We start from the raw sequence: 19,169 nt of genomic DNA on the forward strand, positions 1-19,169 counted from the left end.
CCACCCCACCAACGCCATGTTCCCCACCAGGAAAGAGGTGAACCGTGGAGAACTACCTGTCGCTGTTCGAGACCTACGACGTGCCCGCAGCATTCTGGATCAACATCCAGCTGTCCTTCTGGGCCGCCCTGTGGGCCCTCGGGATCGGCACGGTGCTGGCCCTGTTCCGCATCTCGCCCATCCCGAGTCTTCAGTGGTTCGGTGCGGCCTACGTCAACATCTTCCGGAACACGCCGCTGACGATCATCCTCGCCTTCGGGTTCCTCGGGCTGTTCTCCGTCATGCAGATCAACCTCGCCGGAGAGCTCGACGTCAGCCTGTTCAGGATCGCGATCGTGGGCCTCGCGCTCTACCATGCGGCCTTCGTGTGTGAGGCGATCCGCAGCGGCGTCAACACGGTCCCCCTCGGTCAGGCGGAGGCCGCGCGGGCCATCGGCCTCAGCTTCCTGCCGGCGGCGCGGCTCATCATCCTGCCGCAGGCCTTCCGGGGCGCCATCGCCCCGCTCGGCAACGTGCTGATCGCGCTCATCAAGAACTCGACCGTCGCGGCCGCCGGTTCCGTGGCCGCCGAGGCCTCGGGCCTCATGAAGACCATGATCGAGTTCCGCTCGGACCTCGTGATCCCGATCTTCCTCACGTTCGCCCTGGGATTCGTGATCCTGGTGATCCCGATCGGACTGCTGACCACCTGGGCCTCACGGAAACTGGCGGTGGCACGATGAGCGCGCAGCAGGTCCTGTTCGACGCGCCGGGACCCCGCGCGCGCAGGAACATCATGATCGGCAACATCGTCGGTGTGCTGATCGTCCTCGGCATCCTCGCGTGGGTCGTCTCCGCGCTGGCCGACAAGGGGCAGCTCGCCGCGAGCATGTGGACGCCGTTCCTCGAGTCGCGGACCTGGGAGTTCTTCATCCTGCCAGGCCTCGTCAACACCCTGAAGGCGGCCGGGATCGCGATCGTCACCTCGGTGGTCTTCGGGCTGGTCTTCGGTGTCGGCAGGCTCTCCCACGTGGCGCCGATCCGCTGGGTCGCGGGCGTCGTCGTCGAGTTCCTGCGCGCGGTGCCGGTGCTCCTCATGATGATCTTCTTCTGGCTGGCGCTCGGCAGCTCCGGCGCCGTGAAGCCCCAGGACGCACCGCTCATCGCCGTCGTCGTCGCCCTCACGCTCTACAACGGCTCCGTGATCGCGGAACTCGTGCGCTCGGGCGTCTACGGGCTGCCCAAGGGGCAGCGCGAGGCGGGCATGGCGATCGGGCTCACCCGGAACCAGTCGCTCCGGAACATCGAGGTGCCCCAGGCGCTCATCGCCATGCTGCCGGCCCTGATCAGCCAGTTCGTGGTGATCCTCAAGGACTCGGCGCTGGGCTTCATCATCACCTATCCCGAACTGCTGCAGTACATGCGGCGGCTCGGCGTGGGCGAGGGCAACGTGATCCCGTCGCTGTTCGTCGCCGCGGCGATCTTCATCGTCATCAACTTCGCCCTCTCGACGCTGGCCACCCGGCTGTCCGTGCTCCTGAGCTTCCGGACGAAGGGCCGTAGGCCCGCGGCGAAGGAGGCCGTCGCGATGGACGCCGCCTCCACCTGAGGTCGACCGGAGGCAGGAACGACGCAGGGCCCGGCAGCTGCCGGGCCCTGCGTCGTCGGGAGCTCGCCCGGCCGGTCAGGACAGCCAGGCCACCATCGCCGCGAGGCAGGCACGGACGGCGTCGGCGTGCACGTGCTCGTCGTCGGTGTGTGCCAGGAGCGCGTCGCCCGGGCCGAAGTTGACGGCGGGCACGCCCAGGGCGCTGAACCGCGCGACGTCGGTCCAGCCGTACTTGGGTTTGGGTTCGGCGCCCACCGCGGCGACGAACGCGGCGGCCGCGGGATGCTGCAGCCCGGGCCGCGCCCCGGCGGCGGCGTCGGTGCGCTCCACCGTGAACCCCTCGAGCAGCGCCCGCACGTAGGCCTCGGCCTGCTCGGGGCTCTTGTCGGGTGCGAAGCGGTAGTTCACCTCGACGACGGTGCTGTCAGGGATGACGTTGCCTGCCGTGCCGCCGGAGATCTTCACCGCGTTCAGGCTCTCCCGGTAGTCCAGCCCGTCCACGTGGACGGTGGCGGGTTCGTGGTCGCGGAGCCGGACGAGGATCTCGGCTGCCCCGTGGATGGCGTTCACCCCCCGCCAGGCCCGTGCCGAATGCGCGGCCCTGCCCGCCACGCTCACGTGGAAGCGCGCGGTGCCGTTGCACCCGCCCTCCACGGTGCCGTCCGTGGGTTCGAGCAGCACGGCGAAGTCCGCGACGAGCCACTCGGGATAGGAGGCCGCGACACGCCCGAGACCGCTCAGCGACGCCTCGACCTCCTCATGGTCGTAGAAGATGAACGTGATGTCCCGGGTGGGCTCCGTGAGCACTGCCGCCAGCGCCAGCTGCACCGCCACGCCGCCCTTCATGTCCGTGGCTCCCCTGCCGTACAGGACCTCCCCGTCCCAGGAGGACGGCACCGTCCCCCGGGAGCCGGGAACCGACGGCAGCGGCACGGTGTCGAGGTGACCGGCGAGGATGACGCGCTCCGCCCGTCCGAGCCGCGTGCGCGCCATGACGCAGTCGCCGTCGCGCACCACCTCGAGATGGTGCAGGCGCCGCAGCGCCTGCTCGACGGCGTCGGCGAGACCGGCCTCGTTGCCCGAGACGCTCTCGAGATCGATGAGCCGGGCGGTCAGGAGGGCCACGTCGGAGCCGAGATCGAGCTCGGCGGCGGGTGTCTGGATCATCCTGCAACTCTATCCCTCGGTAGACTGGGCCCCATGACTCCTCCCCTCCCCGGCCGGTCCATGCCCTCCTCCGCGCAGCAGTCGGCCGGTGGTACCGGTCTGGCCACGGTGGCCTCGGACGGAACGGTGCTGGACACCTGGTTCCCCGCGCCGTGGGTCGGCGAGGACCGCGCGACGTCCGCCCACCTGCGCGACTCGCTGGAGGCCCTCGCGGAGGCCGGGGTGGACAACGCGCGCAAGGTCACGCAGCGCGTCGTCGACGTGAGCATCGACACGGATGCCGCCCCGGCCGGCACCGAGGACGCGTATCTGCGGCTCCATCTGCTCTCCCACAGGCTGGTGCAGCCCAACACCATCAACCTCGACGGCATCTTCGGGCTGCTCCCCAACGTCGTGTGGACGAACCACGGGCCGGCGCCGGTGCAGGACTTCGAGACCGTCCGCGTCGCCCTGCGTGCCCGCGGCCCTGTCCTGGTGCACGGGGTGGACAAGTTCCCGCGCATGGTGGACTACGTCGTGCCCGCAGGCGTCCGGATCGCCGACGCCGACCGCGTGCGCCTGGGCGCGCACCTCGCCGAGGGCACCACGGTCATGCACGAGGGCTTCGTGAACTTCAACGCCGGCACCCTCGGGCACTCGATGGTGGAGGGCCGGATCTCGGCGGGCGTCGTCGTCGGCGACGGCTCGGACGTCGGCGGCGGCGCCTCCATCATGGGCACCCTCTCCGGGGGCGGCAAGGAGCGGATCACCATCGGCGAGCGGTGCCTCCTCGGCGCGGAATCCGGCGTGGGCATCTCGCTCGGGGACGACTGCGTGGTCGAGGCCGGGCTCTACCTCACCGCCGGCACCAAGGTCACGCTGCAGGACGGGACCCTTGTCAAGGCCAAGGACCTCTCCGGGGAGTCCGGCATCCTGTTCCTGCGCAACTCCGCCACCGGCGCCGTCGAGGCGCGGCCCCGCACCGGGGAGGGCATCGCCCTCAACCCCGCCCTGCACGCCAACTAGCGCGTGGTTCCGCGGGGTCCGTCCGCCGCCGTCCTCCGGCGCAGGCGCCGGCTGAGGACCGGCGCCATGCTCACCGCCCTGGCGGCCGTCGTCGTCGGAGGCGCCGTCGTCGCCGGCCGGCAGCTGGACGACAGCGAGGTACTGGTCCGTGAACGCTGCAGCGCCACCGTGGGCGCGGACACGTTCGAGCTCACGCCTCCCCGGGCGGCGAACGCGGCCCTGATCTCCGGCGTCGCCGTGGGCCGCGGCCTCCCGGCCCGCGCCGCGACCATCGCCATCGCGACGGCCATCCAGGAGTCGAGGCTGGAGAACATCGACTACGGCGACGACGCCGGACCCGACTCACGGGGCCTGTTCCAGCAGCGCCCGTCGCAGGGGTGGGGGTCCGAGGAGCAGATCATGACGCCCGTCTACGCCGCGGGGGCGTTCTACGACGCCCTCGTGCGGGTACCGGGTTACGAGACGCTGCCGGTCACGGTGGCCGCACAGACGGTCCAGCGCTCCGCCTACCCGGACGCGTACGCGGACCACGAGCCCGAGAGCCGCGCGTTCGCCTCGGCACTGACCGGCTACTCCCCCGCCGCACTCGAATGCACCCTGCGCGAGCCGCCCGCCGCCGGCGATCCCCTCGCCGTCGCGACCGCCGCCGAGGAGGTCTTCGGCGCGCTGGGCGGGACGGTCGAGGGGAACCGGCTCACCGTGGAGCTCACCGGCACCGCCGGCTGGGCGGCCGCACACTGGGCCGTGGCGCACGCCTCCGCCCTCTCCGTCACCTCCGTGGCCTACTCCGGGCTCGAGTGGGTCAGGTCCGACGGCGGGTGGACGCCGACGACGACGGCCCCCGGAACGCTCACCGTCACCGTCGCGGGCGCGACACCCTGACCGTCGCGGGCGCGACACCCTGACGGTAGCGGGCGCGACACCCCGACCACCCGGCGGGCGCGGGACACGGGGGTCAGGCCAGGATGCGGATGACCGGCTCCACATAGCTGCGGAACGCCTGCTCGTCGTCGAACAGGTCCTGGCACATGAGCAGCTTGTCGGGCTCCACCCACCATGCCCGCCGGACGCCCAGCGGCAGCTCGATGATCTGCAGGGTGAAGCGGTGGGCGTCGCGGCCGAGTTCGAGTTCGCGTTCCTGCATCAGGCGCGCCAGCAGGCCCTCCATGCTGTCGGCTCCCCGCGCGCCGGCGTGCAGGGCGTACTCCGCGCACCGCTCCTCGGCCCAGTCCATCGCGGCACCGAAGTGGGCCCGCAGCAGCGACTTGAGGGCCTCCATGCCGTCGAGGGCCTCGAAGAGCGGCGGGACGGGCAGAACGGCGGCGCTGATCCGGTGCGCCAGCAGGCTGTGCCACCACGCCTCCCACTCGACCCTGAGCAGCGTGGCCTCCCCGGAGCGGGCCAGGCGGCCCGTGTCGACGGCCCGGACGGCGGGGCGCACGGGTGGCAGGGGCGGCAGGCCGACACCCCGCAGGCCTGCACGGTCCCTGAGGTAGAGCGCCACGAGGAGCACCTCCGAGGTGTCCACTGTGAAGTACGCGCTGTGGCCGTCTTCGGGGTACGACATGGGCCTCCTTCAGGACCGGTCAGGCTGCTCCTACAGTAGACCCGGCACTGAGGACGCTTCAAAGGCCGACCGGCACTCGACGGCGCGCCCGCCCTGGCCCACGGCTGCCCGGTCTGCCCGCCAGTGCCCTTCGGCAGTGGCACCGTCACCACCGACGACTACGCCCTGTGCGACACCGTTGCAGCCCCTTCACACCGGCCCCTTCACTCCGAGCACGGCGGGCGGGGCGCCGGGGACCGGTCCCCGGTGCTGCCGACCTAGGATGGGAGCATGAAGATCCTCGTTACCGGTGGCAGCGGCTACATCGGCTCGCACACCGTCCTGACCCTGCTCGAACACGGCCATGACGTCGTCGTCGTCGACAACCTGCTCAACTCCACGGTGACGTCGCTGGAGCGCGTGGCGGCCCTCGCGGGCCGCACCCCGACGTTCCACCAGGCCGACCTCCTCGATGAGCCCCGGCTGCGGGCCATCTTCGCCGAGGAGCAGGTCGACGCCGTCATCCACTTCGCGGGGCTGAAGGCCGTCGGCGAATCGGTCGAGAAGCCGCTGTACTACTACTCGAACAACGTCGGCGGCACGCTGAGTCTCCTGCGCGTGATGGACGACGCCGGTGTGCGCACCCTCGTCTTCAGCTCGTCGGCGACCGTGTACGGCGCCTCCGAGGAAGTGCCCCTGACCGAGAAGCTGCCCCTCGACGCCGTGAACCCGTACGGGCGCACCAAGGAGCAGATCGAGGACATCCTGACGGACCTCGGGGCTGCGGACCCGCGCTGGAACATCGCCCTGCTGCGCTACTTCAACCCCGTGGGCGCACACACCTCGGGGACCATCGGCGAGGACCCCACGGGCGTCCCGAACAACCTCCTGCCCTTCGTGGCGCAGGTCGCCGTGGGCCGGCGCGAGAAGGTCCTCGTGTTCGGCAACGACTATCCGACACCGGACGGGACCGGCGTCCGTGACTACATCCACGTCGTCGACCTCGCCGAGGGCCACCTGGCCGCCCTGGACTACCTCGTGGCGCACGGCGGCGTGCACACCTGGAACCTCGGCACCGGGCACGGCTCCTCGGTCCTCGAGGTGCTCGCAGCGTTCTCCGCGGCCGTGGGCACGGACGTCCCCTACGAGTTCGCGCCGCGCCGCCCGGGCGACGCCGCCGTGAGCTACGCCGACCCCTCCTCCGCTCTCGCCGACCTCGGCTGGTCCGCGAACCGGACGCTGGCCGAGATGTGCGAGGACCACTGGCGCTGGCAGAAGAACAACCCGCAGGGCTACGCGCAGGCCGGCTGACCCGTCCGCGGAACCCGGCCCACGCACGACGGCGGCCGCCCACCTGAGGTGGGCGGCCGCCGTCGTGCCGGGGATCAGTTCGCGGGGTAGTGGCGCTCCGCCTCGCCCGTGTACAGCTGGCGGGGCCGGCCGATCTTCGTCTGCGGGTCCTGCATCATCTCGCGCCACTGGGCGATCCAGCCCGGCAGGCGACCGATCGCGAAGAGCACGGTGAACATCTTCTCGGGGAACCCCATGGCCTTGTAGATCAGGCCCGTGTAGAAGTCCACGTTCGGGTACAGCTTCCGCTCGATGAAGTAGTCGTCGGCGAGCGCCTTCTCCTCGAGCCGCATCGCGATGTCGAGCAGCTCGTCGTTGCCGCCGAGCTTGGTGAGGATGTCGTGGGCTGTGGCCTTGACGATCTTCGCGCGCGGGTCGTAGTTCTTGTAGACGCGGTGCCCGAAGCCCATGAGCTTCACGCCGTCTTCCTTGTTCTTGACCTTCTCCATGAAGTCCTCGGGCTGCATGCCCTTGGCCTTGATGTCGCGCAGCATGTTGAGCACGGCCTCGTTGGCGCCACCGTGCAGCGGTCCGAACAGTGCGTTGATGCCGGCCGAGACGGAGGCGAACATGTTGGCGTTCGAGCTGCCCACGAGGCGCACGGTGGACGTCGAGCAGTTCTGCTCGTGGTCGGCGTGCAGGATGAGCAGCAGGTCGAGGGCCTTGACCATCATGGGGTCCAGGTCGTAGGGCTCCGCGGGCAGGCCGAAGGAGAGCCGCAGGAAGTTCTCCACGAGGTTCATGGAGTTGTCCGGGTACAGCATCGGCTGGCCGATGGACTTCTTGTGCGCGTAGGCCGCGATGACGGGCAGTTTCGCCATGAGGCGGAACGTGGAGAGTTCCACCTGCTCGTCGTCGAACGGGTCCAGCGAGTCCTGGTAGAAGGTGGACAGCGCCGAGACGGCCGAGGACAGCACGGGCATCGGATGCGCGTCCCGCGGGAACCCGCCGAAGAAGCCCTTGAGCTCCTCGTGCAGCAGCGTGTGACGGCGGATGCGTCCGTCGAATGCGCTCAGCTCCTCGGGGGTCGGCAGGTTGCCGTAGATGAGGAGGTAGGAGACCTCGAGGAAGCTGGAGTTCTTCGCGAGCTCCTCGATCGGGTACCCGCGGTAGCGCAGGATCCCGGCGTCGCCGTCGATGTAGGTGATCGCGGACGTGGTGGCCGCGGTGTTCATGAAGCCTGGGTCGAAGGTGACCTGGCCCGTCTGCTTCAGCAGTTTCGACACGTCGTAGCCGTTGTTGCCCTCGACGGCGGGCACCAGCGGGAGGCTGAGCTTCCCGCCGTCGTAGTGCAGGGAAGCAGCATTGTGCTCGGTCATTGGTTCTCCTTCAGGAGCTGGAGCGAGGTCGTCGCCACAAATCATCACTACGCAGGAGGACGTACGTCACTCCAGGAACAGCACATTCAGCGACAAACGCTACCGTCAGCGGGCCCCTGAGCACTAATCCTGCTGCCCATCCCCGCCGGGGGCAAGAGGGCCGCCCGCACGGGGTCCCGCCTCGGCCAGGCGCGTCGCGGCCGCCGCGACCCGCTCGTCGCTGCCCGTGAGCGCCACGCGGACGAAGCCCTGCCCCGCGTCGCCGTAGAACGTCCCGGGACCGGCGAGGATCCCGAGCCCGGCGAGCCAGCCGATGGTGTCCCACGTGGGACCGCCGTCGGACGCCCACAGGTACAGGCCTGCGGCTGACCCGCTGATCGTGAAGCCGGCCGCCTCCAGGGCGGGGACGAGCAGCGCGCGACGACGGCGGTACAGGTCCTTCTGCTCCGCGACGTGCGTGTCGTCCCCGAGGGCCACGCGCATGGCCTCCTGGACGGGTCGCGGCACGATCATGCCTGCATGCTTCCGGGAGTTCACGAGGTTGGCGATGATCGCGGGGTCGCCGGCCGTGAAGGCGGCCCGGTAACCGGCGAGGTTGGACTGCTTGCTCAGCGAGTAGACGGCCAGCAGGAGCTCGTGGGACCCGCCGCAGACCCGCGGGTCCAGGACGCTCGGCACCGGCTCGCCGCCCTCGGCCGGATCCCACGGACCCCAGCCCAGCTCGCCGTAGCACTCGTCGGAGGCGACGACGGCACCGAGGGACCGTGCGTCGTCGACGACGGCCCGCAGGGCGTCGACGTCGAGGACCTCACCCGTGGGATTGCCCGGCGAGTTGATCCAGACGAGGCGCACGCGGGACCGGACGTCGTCCGGCAGGTCGGCGAGGGAATCGGCGGGCACCGGCGTGGCACCCGCGAGGTGCGCGCCCATGTCGTAGGTGGGGTAGGCGACCGTGGGGCGCACGACGACGTCGCCTGCTCCCAGGCCGAGCAGCAGCGGCAGCCACGCGACCAGTTCCTTCGAACCGACGGTCGGCAGGATGTCCAGCGGGTCGAGCCCGGGTACTCCCCTGCGGCGCGCGAACCAGCTGCTGATCGCCTCGCGGAGTGCCACGGTGCCGTGCGTGGTCGGGTAGCCGTGCGCATCGGAGGCTGCGGCCAGTGCGGAGCGGATGAGCTCCGGCGTCGGGTCCACAGGCGTGCCGATGGACAGGTCCACCACGCCGTCGGGGTGCCGCGACGCGGTGTCCTGGTAGGGCGCCATAGCGTCCCACGGGTAGTCCGGCAGCTGCAGGCCGAAGGGCTTCGGCTCCCCGGCCGTCACCTAGGCGGGCTGGTTCTGGGGCGGCAGGGCCGCGATGATCGGGTGGTCGAAGCCCGTGTTGCCGACCTTGGCGGCGCCGCCGGGCGAGCCGAGGTCGTCGAAGAACTCGACGTTCGCCTTGTAGTACTCGGCCCACTGCTCGGGGGTGTCGTCCTCGTAGTAGATCGCCTCGACGGGGCAGACGGGTTCGCACGCACCGCAGTCCACGCACTCGTCGGGGTGGATGTAGAGCGACCGCTCGCCCTCGTAGATGCAGTCGACAGGGCACTCCTCGATACAGGCCTTGTCCTTGACGTCCACGCAGGGCTGCGCGATTACGTAGGTCACGTCCCACGCCTTTCGTTGAATCCGGGGTCGGCTGCCGCACCCTCGGTGCGGTTCCCAGCTTAACGCACCCCTCCCTCGGGCCGGACCACGGCGCCGGAGACGCCGGGATGCCCGGCCGCCCGGCCGGGGGCCTACCCTTGACGGGTGCAGACTCCCGCCGGCCTCCTCGCCTCGCTCCCCCTGACCACGCGGGTGGTGGTGCGGCGCCGCCTCGGCGACGGGTTCACGGACTCGCTCGGGGACCTCGTGGCGCTGGATGCGACCACGTGTACCGTGCGGACGCGCAGGGGGGACGACGTCGTCGTGCTGGCCGACATCACGGCGGCGAAGGCCGTGCCGCCCGCGCCCCCACGCCGTGCTCCGCGGCGCGTGGAGCCCTCCTGACGCAGTGATTGGGACCCGTCAATCAATCGGTCGATGTCCCGTATGATCGGCAGATGGACATCGACGAGGACCTCCAGGCGCGCGGCCGGGCGCTCAGCTCCCCTGTCCGGCTCCGCATCCTGCGCCTGTGCCTGCACAAGCCGCGGACCAACAAGGAGATCGCGGAGACGCTGGAGCTCAACCCGGCCACCTCGCTGCATCATGTGCGCACCCTGCTGTCCACCGGCTTCCTCGCGGCCGACGACGCCCGCACAGGCAACCGCGGCGCGAAGGAGATCCCCTACCGTGCCACGGGGCTGTCCTGGCACACGCGCATGCCGAACTCCGCCCCCGTGCTGGTCGAGACGTTCCTGCAGGAGATCGAGGGCCTGCAGCCGTCCGAGATCGACGTCTGGCGGCTCGGTGTCCGCCTGAACGACGAGCACCGCGCCGAGATGATGGGCCGGATCCGCGCGGTCTTCGAGGAATACGCGCAGCGCGGCCCCGACCCCGACGGCACGGCGACGTCGGTCATGCTCGCGCACCACCTGGACCGCACGGCGGACTGATCCGGAAGCGTGCTCCGGGCGCCCGGCGACATGCACCCGGCACGACCGGCACCTGCGCGGGGTCCTAGCGTCGGGCCGGACGCAGCAGGACGCTGCCGGCCACGACGGCCGCCAGCGTCACCACGAGCACACCGAAGAGCCAGAGGTTCCCGGCGAGGGCCGTTGCCGGGGCGGCCTCCGAGGTCCCCGTGAGGATCAGGGTCTTCGACGACGTCGAGAGCAGCGCCACCGCACCGTAGGCGACGGCACCGGCCACGGCCGTCATGATGATGCTCCGCGCCCAGAGCCCGCAGAGCAGGAACAGGCTGCCGGCGAGCACGAGCGCGGCCACCGCCCCGACCGGGAGCCCGTTAGCACCGACGTAGACAACCTGGCCGTGCAGCACGGTGCCGAAGACGGCCGCGACGATCCCGGCCGCGGCCGCGGCGATGACGGCGCTCAGCCGGCCCGGCGCCCTGGCCGCAGGCACCGCGGCGCCGGCGCTAGGGGCAGCGGGCACGGCAGGGCCGGCCGTGTGAGCGCCCGGCACGGCAGGGCCGGCCGTGGGGGCGCCCTGCTCGGCAGGGGTGACCGGTGGAGCGCCGGGCTCCGGCGGCGCAGCGGCGCGGGAAGCAGGCTCGGCCGCCTCGGCAGCCGGCCCTCTGGCGTCCGGAGGGACCGGGAACGCCGGACGCCGGCCTTCCCCTGCAGGGGAAGAGCCGGCGTCGTCGTGTGCCATGGTGCTGCGCGGTGCAGGTCAGGCGCGGGCGCGTGAACGCGATGCGCGCATGCGCTCGTTGGCGTCGAGGATGACCTTGCGGATGCGGATGGACTCCGGCGTGACCTCGACGCACTCGTCCTCGCGGGCGAACTCGAGGGACTCCTCGAGCGTGAGGTTGCGCGGCGGGGTCAGGTTCTCGAAGGTGTCCGAGGAAGCGGCACGCATGTTGGTGAGCTTCTTCTCCTTCGTGATGTTGACCTCCATGTCGTCGGCGCGGGAGTTCTCGCCGACGATCATGCCCTCGTACACCTCGGAGGTGGGCTGCACGAAGAACGAGCCGCGCTCCTGCAGGTTGATCATCGCGAACGGGGTGACCACACCGGCGCGGTCGGCGATCATCGATCCGTTGGTGCGGTACTCGATGTCACCGGCCCACGGCTCGTAGCCCTCGGAGATCGACGCTGCGATACCGGCGCCGCGCGTGTCGGTGAGGAAGCGGGTGCGGAAGCCGATGAGGCCGCGGGCGGGCACGATGAACTCCATGCGGACCCAGCCGGTGCCGTGGTTGGCCATGTTGGTCATGCGTCCCTTGCGGGCGGCCATGAGCTGCGTGACGCCGCCGAGGTACTCCTCGGGGACGTCGATGGTCATGTGCTCCATCGGCTCGTGGATCTTGCCGTCGATGGTCTTGGTGACCACCTGGGGCTTGCCGACGGTGAGTTCGAAGCCTTCGCGGCGCATCTGCTCCACGAGGATGGCCAGCGCGAGCTCACCGCGGCCCTGGACCTCCCAGGCGTCGGGGCGGGCGGTGGGCAGCACGCGGAGCGAGACGTTGCCGATGAGCTCCTTGTCGAGGCGGTCCTTGACCTGGCGTGCGGTGACCTTGGCGCCCTTGACCTTGCCGGCCAGCGGCGAGGTGTTGATACCGATGGTCACGGAGATCGCGGGATCGTCGACCGTGATGAGCGGCAGCGGCTGCGGGTTGTCGACGTCGGTCAGGGTCTCGCCGATGGTGATGCCCTCGATGCCGGCGACGGCGACGATCTCGCCCGGTCCGGCGGAATCGGTCGGGACGCGGTCGAGCGCCTTGGTGGCGAGGAGTTCGGTGATCTTGACGGTCTTCAGCTCACCGTTCTGGCGGGCCCAGGCGACCTGCTGGCCCTTGCGCAGCGTGCCGTTGAAGATGCGCAGCAGCGCGAGGCGGCCGAGGAACGGCGAGGCGTCGAGGTTGGTGACGTGCGCCTGGAGAACACCGTCGGGGTTGTAGCGGGGTGCCGGGATGTGGTCGATGATCGTCTGGAACAGGGGCTCCAGATTGTCGTTGGCCGGTGCGCTGCCGTTGGCCGGCTGCTCGATCGACGCCGCACCGACGCGGGCCGCGGCGTAGACGACCGGGACGTTGAGGATCAGGTCGAGATCGAGGTCGGGGACCTCGTCGGCGAGGTCCGACGCGAGGCCGAGGAGGAGGTCCATCGACTCGCTGACGACCTCCTCGATGCGGGAGTCGGGGCGGTCCGTCTTGTTGACCAGCAGGATGACGGGGAGCTTGGCCGCGAGGGCCTTGCGCAGCACGAAGCGGGTCTGGGGCAGCGGGCCCTCGGACGCGTCGACGAGCAGCACGACGCCGTCGACCATGGACAGGCCGCGCTCCACCTCCCCGCCGAAGTCGGCGTGGCCCGGGGTGTCGATGACGTTGATGGTGATGGTCTCGCCCTTGGCGGCCGGACCGTCGTAGAACACCGTGGTGTTCTTCGCGAGGATGGTGATGCCCTTCTCGCGCTCGAGGTCACCCGAGTCCATGACGCGGTCGGCCACGTCGCCGTGGGCCGCGAACGAATTGGTCTGCTTCAGCATGGCATCGACCAGGGTGGTTTTTCCGTGGTCAACGTGAGCCACGATGGCTACGTTGCGGAGATCGCTGCGGACAGCGGTGTTGCCTGTGGTTTCAGACATGCGTGATTACTCAATTCGGTATCTACTGCGGGGAAAATGACGGCGGCTGCACTGCGCGCCCTCTTACCAGTCTAGGGGACACGTCAAAAACAGACCTAATGCTCCGTGTCAATGGCCGCCCGAATCCGCTGTGGGCGCATCCGCGACGACCGGGACGGGCGGTGGGACGGGCGGTGGTGGGACGACGACGGCGGCCCTCCGGATGGAGAGCCGCCGTCGTCGGTGCTGCCGGTGCTGCCGGTGTCCTCGCGGCTATGCCACCTCGGGGGGCAGGACGAGCCCGGCCCCCGGGATGGCGGCGAGGAGCGCCTGGGTGTAGGCGGTCTTCGGGTTGTCGAAGACCTCGTCCGTGGTGCCCTGCTCCACGAGCCGGCCCTTCTCCATCACGGCCACGTGGTCGGCGATCTGGCGGACCACCGCCAGGTCGTGCGTGATGAACAGGTAGCTCAGGCCGAGGTCCGCCTGCAGGTCGGCGAGCAGGTTCAGGATCTGCGCCTGCACCAGCACGTCGAGCGCCGAGACGGCCTCGTCGCAGATGACCACCTCGGGGTCCAGGGCCAGGGCCCGGGCGATGGCGACGCGCTGACGCTGGCCGCCCGAGAGCTCGTTCGGGAAGCGCTGCATCATCGAGGACGGCAGGGCCACCTGGTCGAGCAGTTCGCGGACCTTCTTCTCCCGGCTCTTCGCGTCGCCGATCCCGTGGACACGGAGCGGCTCCTCGATGGTGCGGTAGATGTTGTACATCGGGTCGAGCGAGCCGTACGGGTCCTGGAAGATCGGCTGGACGCGGCGGCGGAAGTCGAACATCTGCTTCCGGCCCAGCGTGGTGATGTCCACGCCGTCGAACCGGATGCTGCCCGACGTCGCGCCCTCGAGCCCGAGCACCATCTTCGCGACGGTGGACTTGCCCGAACCGGACTCGCCCACGACGGCGGTGGTGGTGCCGCGCGCGATCGAGAAGGAGACCTTGTCCACGGCGGTGAAGTCCGTGGACTTGCCCCAGCTGCCGCGGATCTTGAAGACTTTCGTCAGGTCCTCGACCTCGATCACCTTGTCCAGCGACGGACCCTTCGCGACGGCCGGAGCGAGGAGGTCGTCGGTCTCGACGCCGGCCTTCTTCGCGGACTCGATACGGCGCGACGCGATGGACGGCGCCGAGGCCACGAGCTTCTGCGTGTAGGGGTGGCGCGGGTTGGTGAGGAGCTCGAGCGCCGGGCCGGCCTCGACGACCTGCCCCTTGTACATCACGATCACCTTGTGCGCGCGCTCGGCGGCGAGGCCGAGGTCGTGCGTGATGAGCAGCACGGCTGTGCCGAGCTCCTCGGTCATCGAGTCGAGGTGGTCGAGGATCTGCCGCTGCACGGTGACGTCCAGGGCCGACGTCGGCTCGTCGGCGATGAGCAGGCGCGGGCGGCAGGACAGGCCGATGGCGATCAGGGCGCGCTGGCGCATGCCGCCGGAGAACTCGTGCGGGTACTGGTTGGCGCGCGAGGCGGCGTCGGGCAGTCCGGCTTCCGAGAGCACCTTCGCGACATCCTGCGGACCACTCGGCAGGCCGTTGGCCCGCAGGGTCTCCTTGACCTGGAACCCGATCTTCCACACGGGGTTCAGGTTGGACATCGGGTCCTGCGGCACCATGCCGATCGAGGAGCCGCGGAGCTCGATGATGCGCTTCTCCGAGGCGTGGGTGATGTCCTCGCCGTCGAAGATGATGCTGCCGTTGGAGACGCGCCCGTTCCCGGGCAGGAGACCGATGGCGGCGAGCGCCGTGGTCGACTTGCCCGAACCGGACTCGCCCACGATCGCGACGGTCTCGCCGGGCATGACGGTCAGGTGCGCGTTGCGCACCGCCGGCACGTCGCCGTTCGACGTCGTGAAGGTGATGGCGAGGTCGCGGAGCTCGAGCAGCGGCTGGACGCCTCCCGACGCTGCGGTTGCCGCCGTGTCGTTGCGGGCGGCGCGGCGGCCGCCCCCTCCGGCCGTTGCGTTGCTGGTGCTGTGGCTCATCGTTTGCGTGCCTTCGGATCGAGAGCGTCACGCAGGGCGTCGCCCAGCATGATGAAGCTCAGAACGGTGATCGACAGGGCGAGGCCCGGCCAGAAGATCGCCATGGGGTTGCTGCGCAGCGAGGGCTTGGCCGAGAAGATGTCGTTGCCCCACGACATGACCTCGGGCGGCAGTCCGATGCCGAGGAACGACAGCGTCGACTCCGCGACGATGAACGTGCCGAGCGAGATCGTCGCGATGACGATGACGGGCGCGAGCGCGTTCGGGATGACGTGCTTGACGAGGGCGCCCAGCGGGGAGACACCGAGCGATCGCGCCGCCGTCACGAAGTCCGCGTTGCGGACCTCGATCACCGCGGCACGCGTGATCCGGGCGATCTGCGGCCAGCCGAAGGCCACGAGGATCACGACGAGCGTCCACACGTTCCGGTTCTGCTGGAACACGGGCAGCTGCACCACGACGATGGCGCCGAGGATCAGCGGGAGCGCGAAGAAGATGTCACCGATGCGGGCGAGCACGGCGTCGATCCAGCCGCCGAAGAAACCGGCCAGCGCACCGATGAGGCCGCCGATCAGCACCACGCCGAGCGTGGCGAACAGGCCGACGGTCAGCGAGGACTGCGTGCCGTGCACCACGCGGGAGAGGATGTCGCAGCCCTGGACGGTGAAGCCGAGCGGGTGCCCGGGTGCGGGACCGCCGTCGGAGTTCTCCAGCAGGCAGTTCTCGTTCGGCGGCTCGTTCGTGAAGAGCCCGGGGAACAGCGCCACGAAGATGACCGCGAGGATCAGGATCGCGCTGATGATGAACAGCGGCTGCTTGCGCAGGCTGCGCCATGCCTCGCCCCAGAGGCTGCGGGGCGCGGCGTCGGACACGGCGCTGTCCGTGGCCCGTACCGGCGTCTCGTCGAGGTCGGCGACGAAGTGCTCGATCGGATAGGCGGACCGCTTGGTGCGTGCCGCCGGCGTGGGTGCCACGGTCGCGGCGGCCTCGATGGGTGTTGTCGGTTCAGGCATATCGAATCCTTGGGTCCAGCCACGCGTACAGGAGATCCACCAGCAGGTTCGCCAGGCAGAAGATGAGGATCAGGAACGTGACGATCGAGACGACCATCGGTCCGTCACCGTTGAGCACGGCGCGGTAGAGGGTGTTGCCGACCCCGTTGACGTTGAAGATGCCTTCGGTGACGATCGCGCCGCCCATGAGGGCGCCGAGGTCGGCGCCGAGGAAGGTCACGACGGGGATCAGCGAGTTGCGGAGGACGTGCACCACGACGACGCGTCGGCGGCTGAGGCCCTTGGCCGTCGCCGTCCGGACGTAGTCGGCGTTCACGTTCTCGATGATGCTCGTGCGGGTCAGGCGCAGCACATAGGCGAAGGACACCAGCCCGAGGACCACGGCCGGGAGCAGGAGCTCCGTGAAGGTGGCGTCGCCGCTCACCGTCGGGTTGGTCCACTGCAGCTTGACGCCGATGAGGAACTGCATCAGGAACCCGAGCACGAAGATGGGGACCGCGATGACGATCAGGGACAGCACGAGGACGGAGGAGTCGAAGATCCTGCCCTTGCGCAGGCCCGCGATGAGGCCGAAGACGATGCCGAAGACGGCTTCGATGACCAGCGCCATGATGGCGAGCTTCGCTGTGGTCGGGAAGACCTCGGCGATGATGGTGGCGATCGGGCGGCCCGAGAAGTTGGTGCCGAGATCGAACGTCAGCACGCCCTTGAGGTACAGCAGGTACTGGATCCAGAAGGGCTGGTCCAGGTTGTACTGCTCGCGGAGCCCTGCGACGACGGCGGGCGTGCAGCCGCGCTCGCCGCAGATGGCCGCGGTGGCATCGCCGGGGAGGCTGAAGACGAGGAAGTACACCAGCAGCGTGGCGCCGAGGAAGACGGGGATCAGCTGCAGGAAGCGTCGGACGATGTACCAGACCATCAGTGCGCACCTCCCGGTGCGGCGTGCGTCCGGACGGGACGCAGTGAGGGGTTGCTCATGAGGTGTTGAACCTTTTCGTTGGAGCACGGAAAAGGGGCCCGCCCTGTGCCGGGCGGGCCCCGAGACCGCTAGGGGTTACTTGCCGGTGATGGCGTAGTAGAGCGGAACACCGTTCCAGCCGAACTCGACGTTGTCCACGTTGCTGCTCCAGCCGCCCTGGGCGACCTGGTACCACAGCGGGATGGCCGGGAGATCCTCCAGGAGCTGCTCCTGGGCCTGGTTCATGGCCTCGTTGCCCTCCTCGACGGAGCTGGCGGCGAGTCCCTCGGTCAGCTGCTGGTCGAACTCGGGGTTGCTGTAGCGGGCATCGTTGGACCCGGCGCCGGTGGCGTAGATGGGTCCGAGGAAGTTGTACAGCGACGGGTAGTCGGCCTGCCAGCCGGCGCGCAGGGCACCCGTGAGGGTCTCCTCCGTGGCTTCCGTGCGGGCTTCCTTGAAGGTGGCGTAAGGCTTGCCCGAGATCTCGATGCCGAGGTTGTTCTTGATGTTGTTCACCACGGCCTCGACCCACGTCTTGTGGTCGCCCTTGTCGGCGTTGTAGCCGATGGTCAGGGGCTCCGACTCGTCGTAGGGCGCGATCTTCTCGGCCTCGGCCCAGAGCTTCTTGGCCTCGTCCGGGTTGTACTCGAGGTTCTCGCTGCCGGGCAGGTCCTCGCTGTAGCCGTCGAGGACGGGGGCGGTGAAGTCCTTGGCAGGCGTGCGGCCGTTGTTGAAGATGACCTCGGTGATCTCGTCACGGTTGATGGCCATCGACAGCGCCTGGCGGCGGAGCTTGCCGGCCTCGCCGTCCCAGTTCGGGAGGTAGTACGGGATGGCGATGGTCTGGTTGCCCGCGTACGGCGACTCGATCGAGCGCTCGCCGAGGTCGTTCTTGAAGTTCTTGATGTCGCTCGTCGGGATCGTCTTGAGGACGTCCAGGTTGTCCGAGATCAGGTCCTGGTAGGCCGTGGTGTCGTTCTGGTAGATCTTGAACGTCACACCGGCGTTCTGGGCGGCCTGGGGGCCCTCGTACTCCTCGTTCGGCACGAGCTCGATCTGCTGGTTGTGCTGCCAGGCGCCCTCGGAGGCGAACTTGTAGGGACCGTTGCCGATCGGGTTCTCGCCGAACGCCGCGGGATCCTCGAGTGCGGCGGCGGGCAGCGGGAAGAACGCGCTGTAGCCCAGGCGCAGCGGCCAGTCGGACTCCGGCTGGGACAGCTTGACGGTGAACGTCTGGTCGTCGACGACGGTGAGGCCGCTCATGGTCTCCACCGTGGAGCCCTCGGCGCTGGCCTCGTCGTAGCCCTCGATGCTCTCGAAGAAGTAGCTCGACAGCTGGGCGTTCTTCGCGGCGGCACCGTAGTTCCAGGCGTCCACGAAGGAGCTCGCGGTGACGGGATCACCGTTGGTGAAGGTCTTGCCCTCCTTCAGCGTGATCGTGTAGGTCTGGGCGTCCTCGGTCTCGATGGACTCGGCCACCTCGTTCTGGGGCTTGCCCTCGGCGTCGTAGCTGACCAGACCCGCGAAGATCAGGTCGAGGATCGCTCCGCCGCCCACCTCGTTGGTGCTGGTCGGGATCAGCGGGTTCTGGGGCTCGGAGCCATCGACGACGATGACCGCGTCCGTGCTGCCGGTGGTACCGCTGGTGGTGCCGGACTCAGAGCTTCCGCCACCGCATGCACTGAGTGACAGTGCGGCGAGGGCCGCGACGCTGAGCATCTTGGAAGTGCGCGTGAAACGCATTCCGCCTCCTAGTTATTGGGTCGATCCGGCGCTGATGTGGCCGGGATAGTTGCTCCGCAGACAGCGAGAGCCAACTCACACCGAAAGATCATATGCCCGTTCCGTTGCTTCGTTGAACATCATGTATACAACGACTCCCGGCGGACCCTCAGCTTCGGCGCGGCCCGGTTCTGTTTCCGCAGGCCAGCGCCCTGGGATCCGCTGCATCACGCTTCCGTAACGAAAACCGGAAGAGGCA

General features: G+C 69.5%; 18 protein-coding genes. 7 read left to right on the top strand and 11 right to left on the bottom strand.

The window, feature by feature from the left end; translation table 11 throughout:
* Positions 1 to 44: 44 nt before the first annotated feature.
* On the top strand, positions 45 to 722 hold the full coding sequence (locus AC4D2C_RS14985) for an amino acid ABC transporter permease (protein ID WP_490915646.1): 678 nt from the start codon (positions 45 to 47) through the stop codon (positions 720 to 722).
* The gene (locus AC4D2C_RS14990; protein WP_490915647.1) at positions 719 to 1,588 is read left to right on the top strand and encodes an amino acid ABC transporter permease; all 870 of its coding nucleotides are present in this window, start codon (positions 719 to 721) and stop codon (positions 1,586 to 1,588) included. The genes AC4D2C_RS14985 and AC4D2C_RS14990 overlap by 4 nt, the downstream gene beginning before the upstream one ends.
* 75 nt (positions 1,589 to 1,663) lie before the next feature.
* Here the strand turns inward: AC4D2C_RS14990 and dapE are convergent, their stop codons facing one another.
* Entirely contained in the window at positions 1,664 to 2,755 is a 1,092-nt protein-coding gene (dapE, locus tag AC4D2C_RS14995) for a succinyl-diaminopimelate desuccinylase (RefSeq protein ID WP_490915648.1), read from the bottom strand.
* A gap of 33 nt (positions 2,756 to 2,788) precedes the next feature.
* Between dapE and dapD the strand changes: the two genes are divergently transcribed.
* Both dapD and AC4D2C_RS15005 read left to right on the top strand, forming a co-directional pair.
* Positions 2,789 to 3,760, top strand: coding sequence for a 2,3,4,5-tetrahydropyridine-2,6-dicarboxylate N-succinyltransferase (dapD, locus tag AC4D2C_RS15000; RefSeq protein ID WP_490915649.1), 972 nt, complete (start codon positions 2,789 to 2,791; stop codon positions 3,758 to 3,760).
* A 66-nt stretch (positions 3,761 to 3,826) separates the two neighbouring features.
* Positions 3,827 to 4,642, top strand: coding sequence for a hypothetical protein (locus AC4D2C_RS15005; RefSeq protein ID WP_490915650.1), 816 nt, complete (start codon positions 3,827 to 3,829; stop codon positions 4,640 to 4,642).
* Between the two features lie 73 nt (positions 4,643 to 4,715).
* On the opposite strand, the gene AC4D2C_RS15010 is transcribed toward AC4D2C_RS15005, so the two are convergent.
* Positions 4,716 to 5,327: a hypothetical protein gene (locus tag AC4D2C_RS15010; RefSeq protein ID WP_490915651.1), complete on the bottom strand. Its 612-nt coding sequence runs from the start codon at positions 5,325 to 5,327 to the stop codon at positions 4,716 to 4,718.
* 270 nt (positions 5,328 to 5,597) lie between these two features.
* Between AC4D2C_RS15010 and galE the strand changes: the two genes are divergently transcribed.
* Positions 5,598 to 6,617 (top strand): UDP-glucose 4-epimerase GalE, encoded by a 1,020-nt coding sequence (gene galE / locus AC4D2C_RS15015; RefSeq protein WP_490907712.1) that lies wholly within the window; start codon positions 5,598 to 5,600, stop codon positions 6,615 to 6,617.
* 74 nt (positions 6,618 to 6,691) lie between these two features.
* Here the strand turns inward: galE and AC4D2C_RS15020 are convergent, their stop codons facing one another.
* The 3 genes from AC4D2C_RS15020 to fdxA form a co-directional block, all read right to left on the bottom strand.
* Positions 6,692 to 7,975, bottom strand: a complete 1,284-nt coding sequence (locus AC4D2C_RS15020; protein WP_490907713.1) for a citrate synthase — start codon at positions 7,973 to 7,975, stop codon at positions 6,692 to 6,694.
* Positions 7,976 to 8,098: 123 nt separating this feature from the next.
* On the bottom strand, positions 8,099 to 9,298 hold the full coding sequence (gene dapC / locus AC4D2C_RS15025; protein ID WP_490915652.1) for a succinyldiaminopimelate transaminase: 1,200 nt from the start codon (positions 9,296 to 9,298) through the stop codon (positions 8,099 to 8,101).
* Positions 9,299 to 9,625, bottom strand: coding sequence for a ferredoxin (gene fdxA / locus AC4D2C_RS15030; RefSeq protein WP_049829022.1), 327 nt, complete (start codon positions 9,623 to 9,625; stop codon positions 9,299 to 9,301).
* A 144-nt stretch (positions 9,626 to 9,769) separates the two neighbouring features.
* On the opposite strand from fdxA, the gene AC4D2C_RS15035 reads away from it, so the two are divergent.
* Both AC4D2C_RS15035 and AC4D2C_RS15040 read left to right on the top strand, forming a co-directional pair.
* On the top strand, positions 9,770 to 10,009 hold the full coding sequence (locus AC4D2C_RS15035) for a putative acetyltransferase (protein ID WP_490915653.1): 240 nt from the start codon (positions 9,770 to 9,772) through the stop codon (positions 10,007 to 10,009).
* 53 nt (positions 10,010 to 10,062) lie between these two features.
* Positions 10,063 to 10,557 (top strand): ArsR/SmtB family transcription factor, encoded by a 495-nt coding sequence (locus tag AC4D2C_RS15040; RefSeq protein ID WP_490907716.1) that lies wholly within the window; start codon positions 10,063 to 10,065, stop codon positions 10,555 to 10,557.
* 64 nt (positions 10,558 to 10,621) lie between these two features.
* On the opposite strand, the gene AC4D2C_RS15045 is transcribed toward AC4D2C_RS15040, so the two are convergent.
* From AC4D2C_RS15045 to AC4D2C_RS15070, 6 genes are all read right to left on the bottom strand, one after another.
* The gene (locus tag AC4D2C_RS15045; protein WP_490915654.1) at positions 10,622 to 11,056 is read right to left on the bottom strand and encodes a hypothetical protein; all 435 of its coding nucleotides are present in this window, start codon (positions 11,054 to 11,056) and stop codon (positions 10,622 to 10,624) included.
* Positions 11,057 to 11,293: 237 nt separating this feature from the next.
* Positions 11,294 to 13,210, bottom strand: a complete 1,917-nt coding sequence (gene typA / locus AC4D2C_RS15050) for a translational GTPase TypA (protein WP_490907718.1) — start codon at positions 13,208 to 13,210, stop codon at positions 11,294 to 11,296.
* Between the two features lie 252 nt (positions 13,211 to 13,462).
* The gene (locus AC4D2C_RS15055) at positions 13,463 to 15,217 is read right to left on the bottom strand and encodes an ABC transporter ATP-binding protein (RefSeq protein WP_490907719.1); all 1,755 of its coding nucleotides are present in this window, start codon (positions 15,215 to 15,217) and stop codon (positions 13,463 to 13,465) included.
* Positions 15,214 to 16,230, bottom strand: a complete 1,017-nt coding sequence (locus AC4D2C_RS15060; RefSeq protein WP_334210557.1) for an ABC transporter permease — start codon at positions 16,228 to 16,230, stop codon at positions 15,214 to 15,216. The genes AC4D2C_RS15055 and AC4D2C_RS15060 overlap by 4 nt, the downstream gene beginning before the upstream one ends.
* Complete coding sequence (locus AC4D2C_RS15065) at positions 16,223 to 17,149, bottom strand: ABC transporter permease (RefSeq protein WP_104049511.1); 927 nt, start codon at positions 17,147 to 17,149, stop codon at positions 16,223 to 16,225. The genes AC4D2C_RS15060 and AC4D2C_RS15065 overlap by 8 nt, the downstream gene beginning before the upstream one ends.
* Positions 17,150 to 17,284: 135 nt before the next feature.
* Entirely contained in the window at positions 17,285 to 18,931 is a 1,647-nt protein-coding gene (locus AC4D2C_RS15070) for a peptide ABC transporter substrate-binding protein (protein WP_490915655.1), read from the bottom strand.
* Between the last annotated feature and the right edge of the window lie 238 nt (positions 18,932 to 19,169).

This window comes from Arthrobacter sp. TJ-240, from assembly GCF_058269195.1.

What these genes read in the sequence shown, in the direction of transcription:
- AC4D2C_RS15070 (WP_490915655.1), bottom strand. Translation starts at nt 18,931, where the DNA reads ATGCGTTTCACGCGCACTTCCAAGATGCTCAGCGTCGCGGCCCTCGCC.
- AC4D2C_RS15020 (WP_490907713.1), bottom strand. Translation starts at nt 7,975, where the DNA reads ATGACCGAGCACAATGCTGCTTCCCTGCACTACGACGGCGGGAAGCTC.
- AC4D2C_RS15005 (WP_490915650.1), top strand. Translation starts at nt 3,827, where the DNA reads ATGCTCACCGCCCTGGCGGCCGTCGTCGTCGGAGGCGCCGTCGTCGCC.
- AC4D2C_RS15065 (WP_104049511.1), bottom strand. Translation starts at nt 17,149, where the DNA reads ATGGTCTGGTACATCGTCCGACGCTTCCTGCAGCTGATCCCCGTCTTC.
- AC4D2C_RS15055 (WP_490907719.1), bottom strand. Translation starts at nt 15,217, where the DNA reads ATGAGCCACAGCACCAGCAACGCAACGGCCGGAGGGGGCGGCCGCCGC.
- AC4D2C_RS15010 (WP_490915651.1), bottom strand. Translation starts at nt 5,327, where the DNA reads ATGTCGTACCCCGAAGACGGCCACAGCGCGTACTTCACAGTGGACACC.
- AC4D2C_RS14990 (WP_490915647.1), top strand. Translation starts at nt 719, where the DNA reads ATGAGCGCGCAGCAGGTCCTGTTCGACGCGCCGGGACCCCGCGCGCGC.
- dapE (WP_490915648.1), bottom strand. Translation starts at nt 2,755, where the DNA reads ATGATCCAGACACCCGCCGCCGAGCTCGATCTCGGCTCCGACGTGGCC.
- typA (WP_490907718.1), bottom strand. Translation starts at nt 13,210, where the DNA reads ATGTCTGAAACCACAGGCAACACCGCTGTCCGCAGCGATCTCCGCAAC.
- AC4D2C_RS15060 (WP_334210557.1), bottom strand. Translation starts at nt 16,230, where the DNA reads ATGCCTGAACCGACAACACCCATCGAGGCCGCCGCGACCGTGGCACCC.
- AC4D2C_RS15040 (WP_490907716.1), top strand. Translation starts at nt 10,063, where the DNA reads ATGGACATCGACGAGGACCTCCAGGCGCGCGGCCGGGCGCTCAGCTCC.
- dapD (WP_490915649.1), top strand. Translation starts at nt 2,789, where the DNA reads ATGACTCCTCCCCTCCCCGGCCGGTCCATGCCCTCCTCCGCGCAGCAG.
- galE (WP_490907712.1), top strand. Translation starts at nt 5,598, where the DNA reads ATGAAGATCCTCGTTACCGGTGGCAGCGGCTACATCGGCTCGCACACC.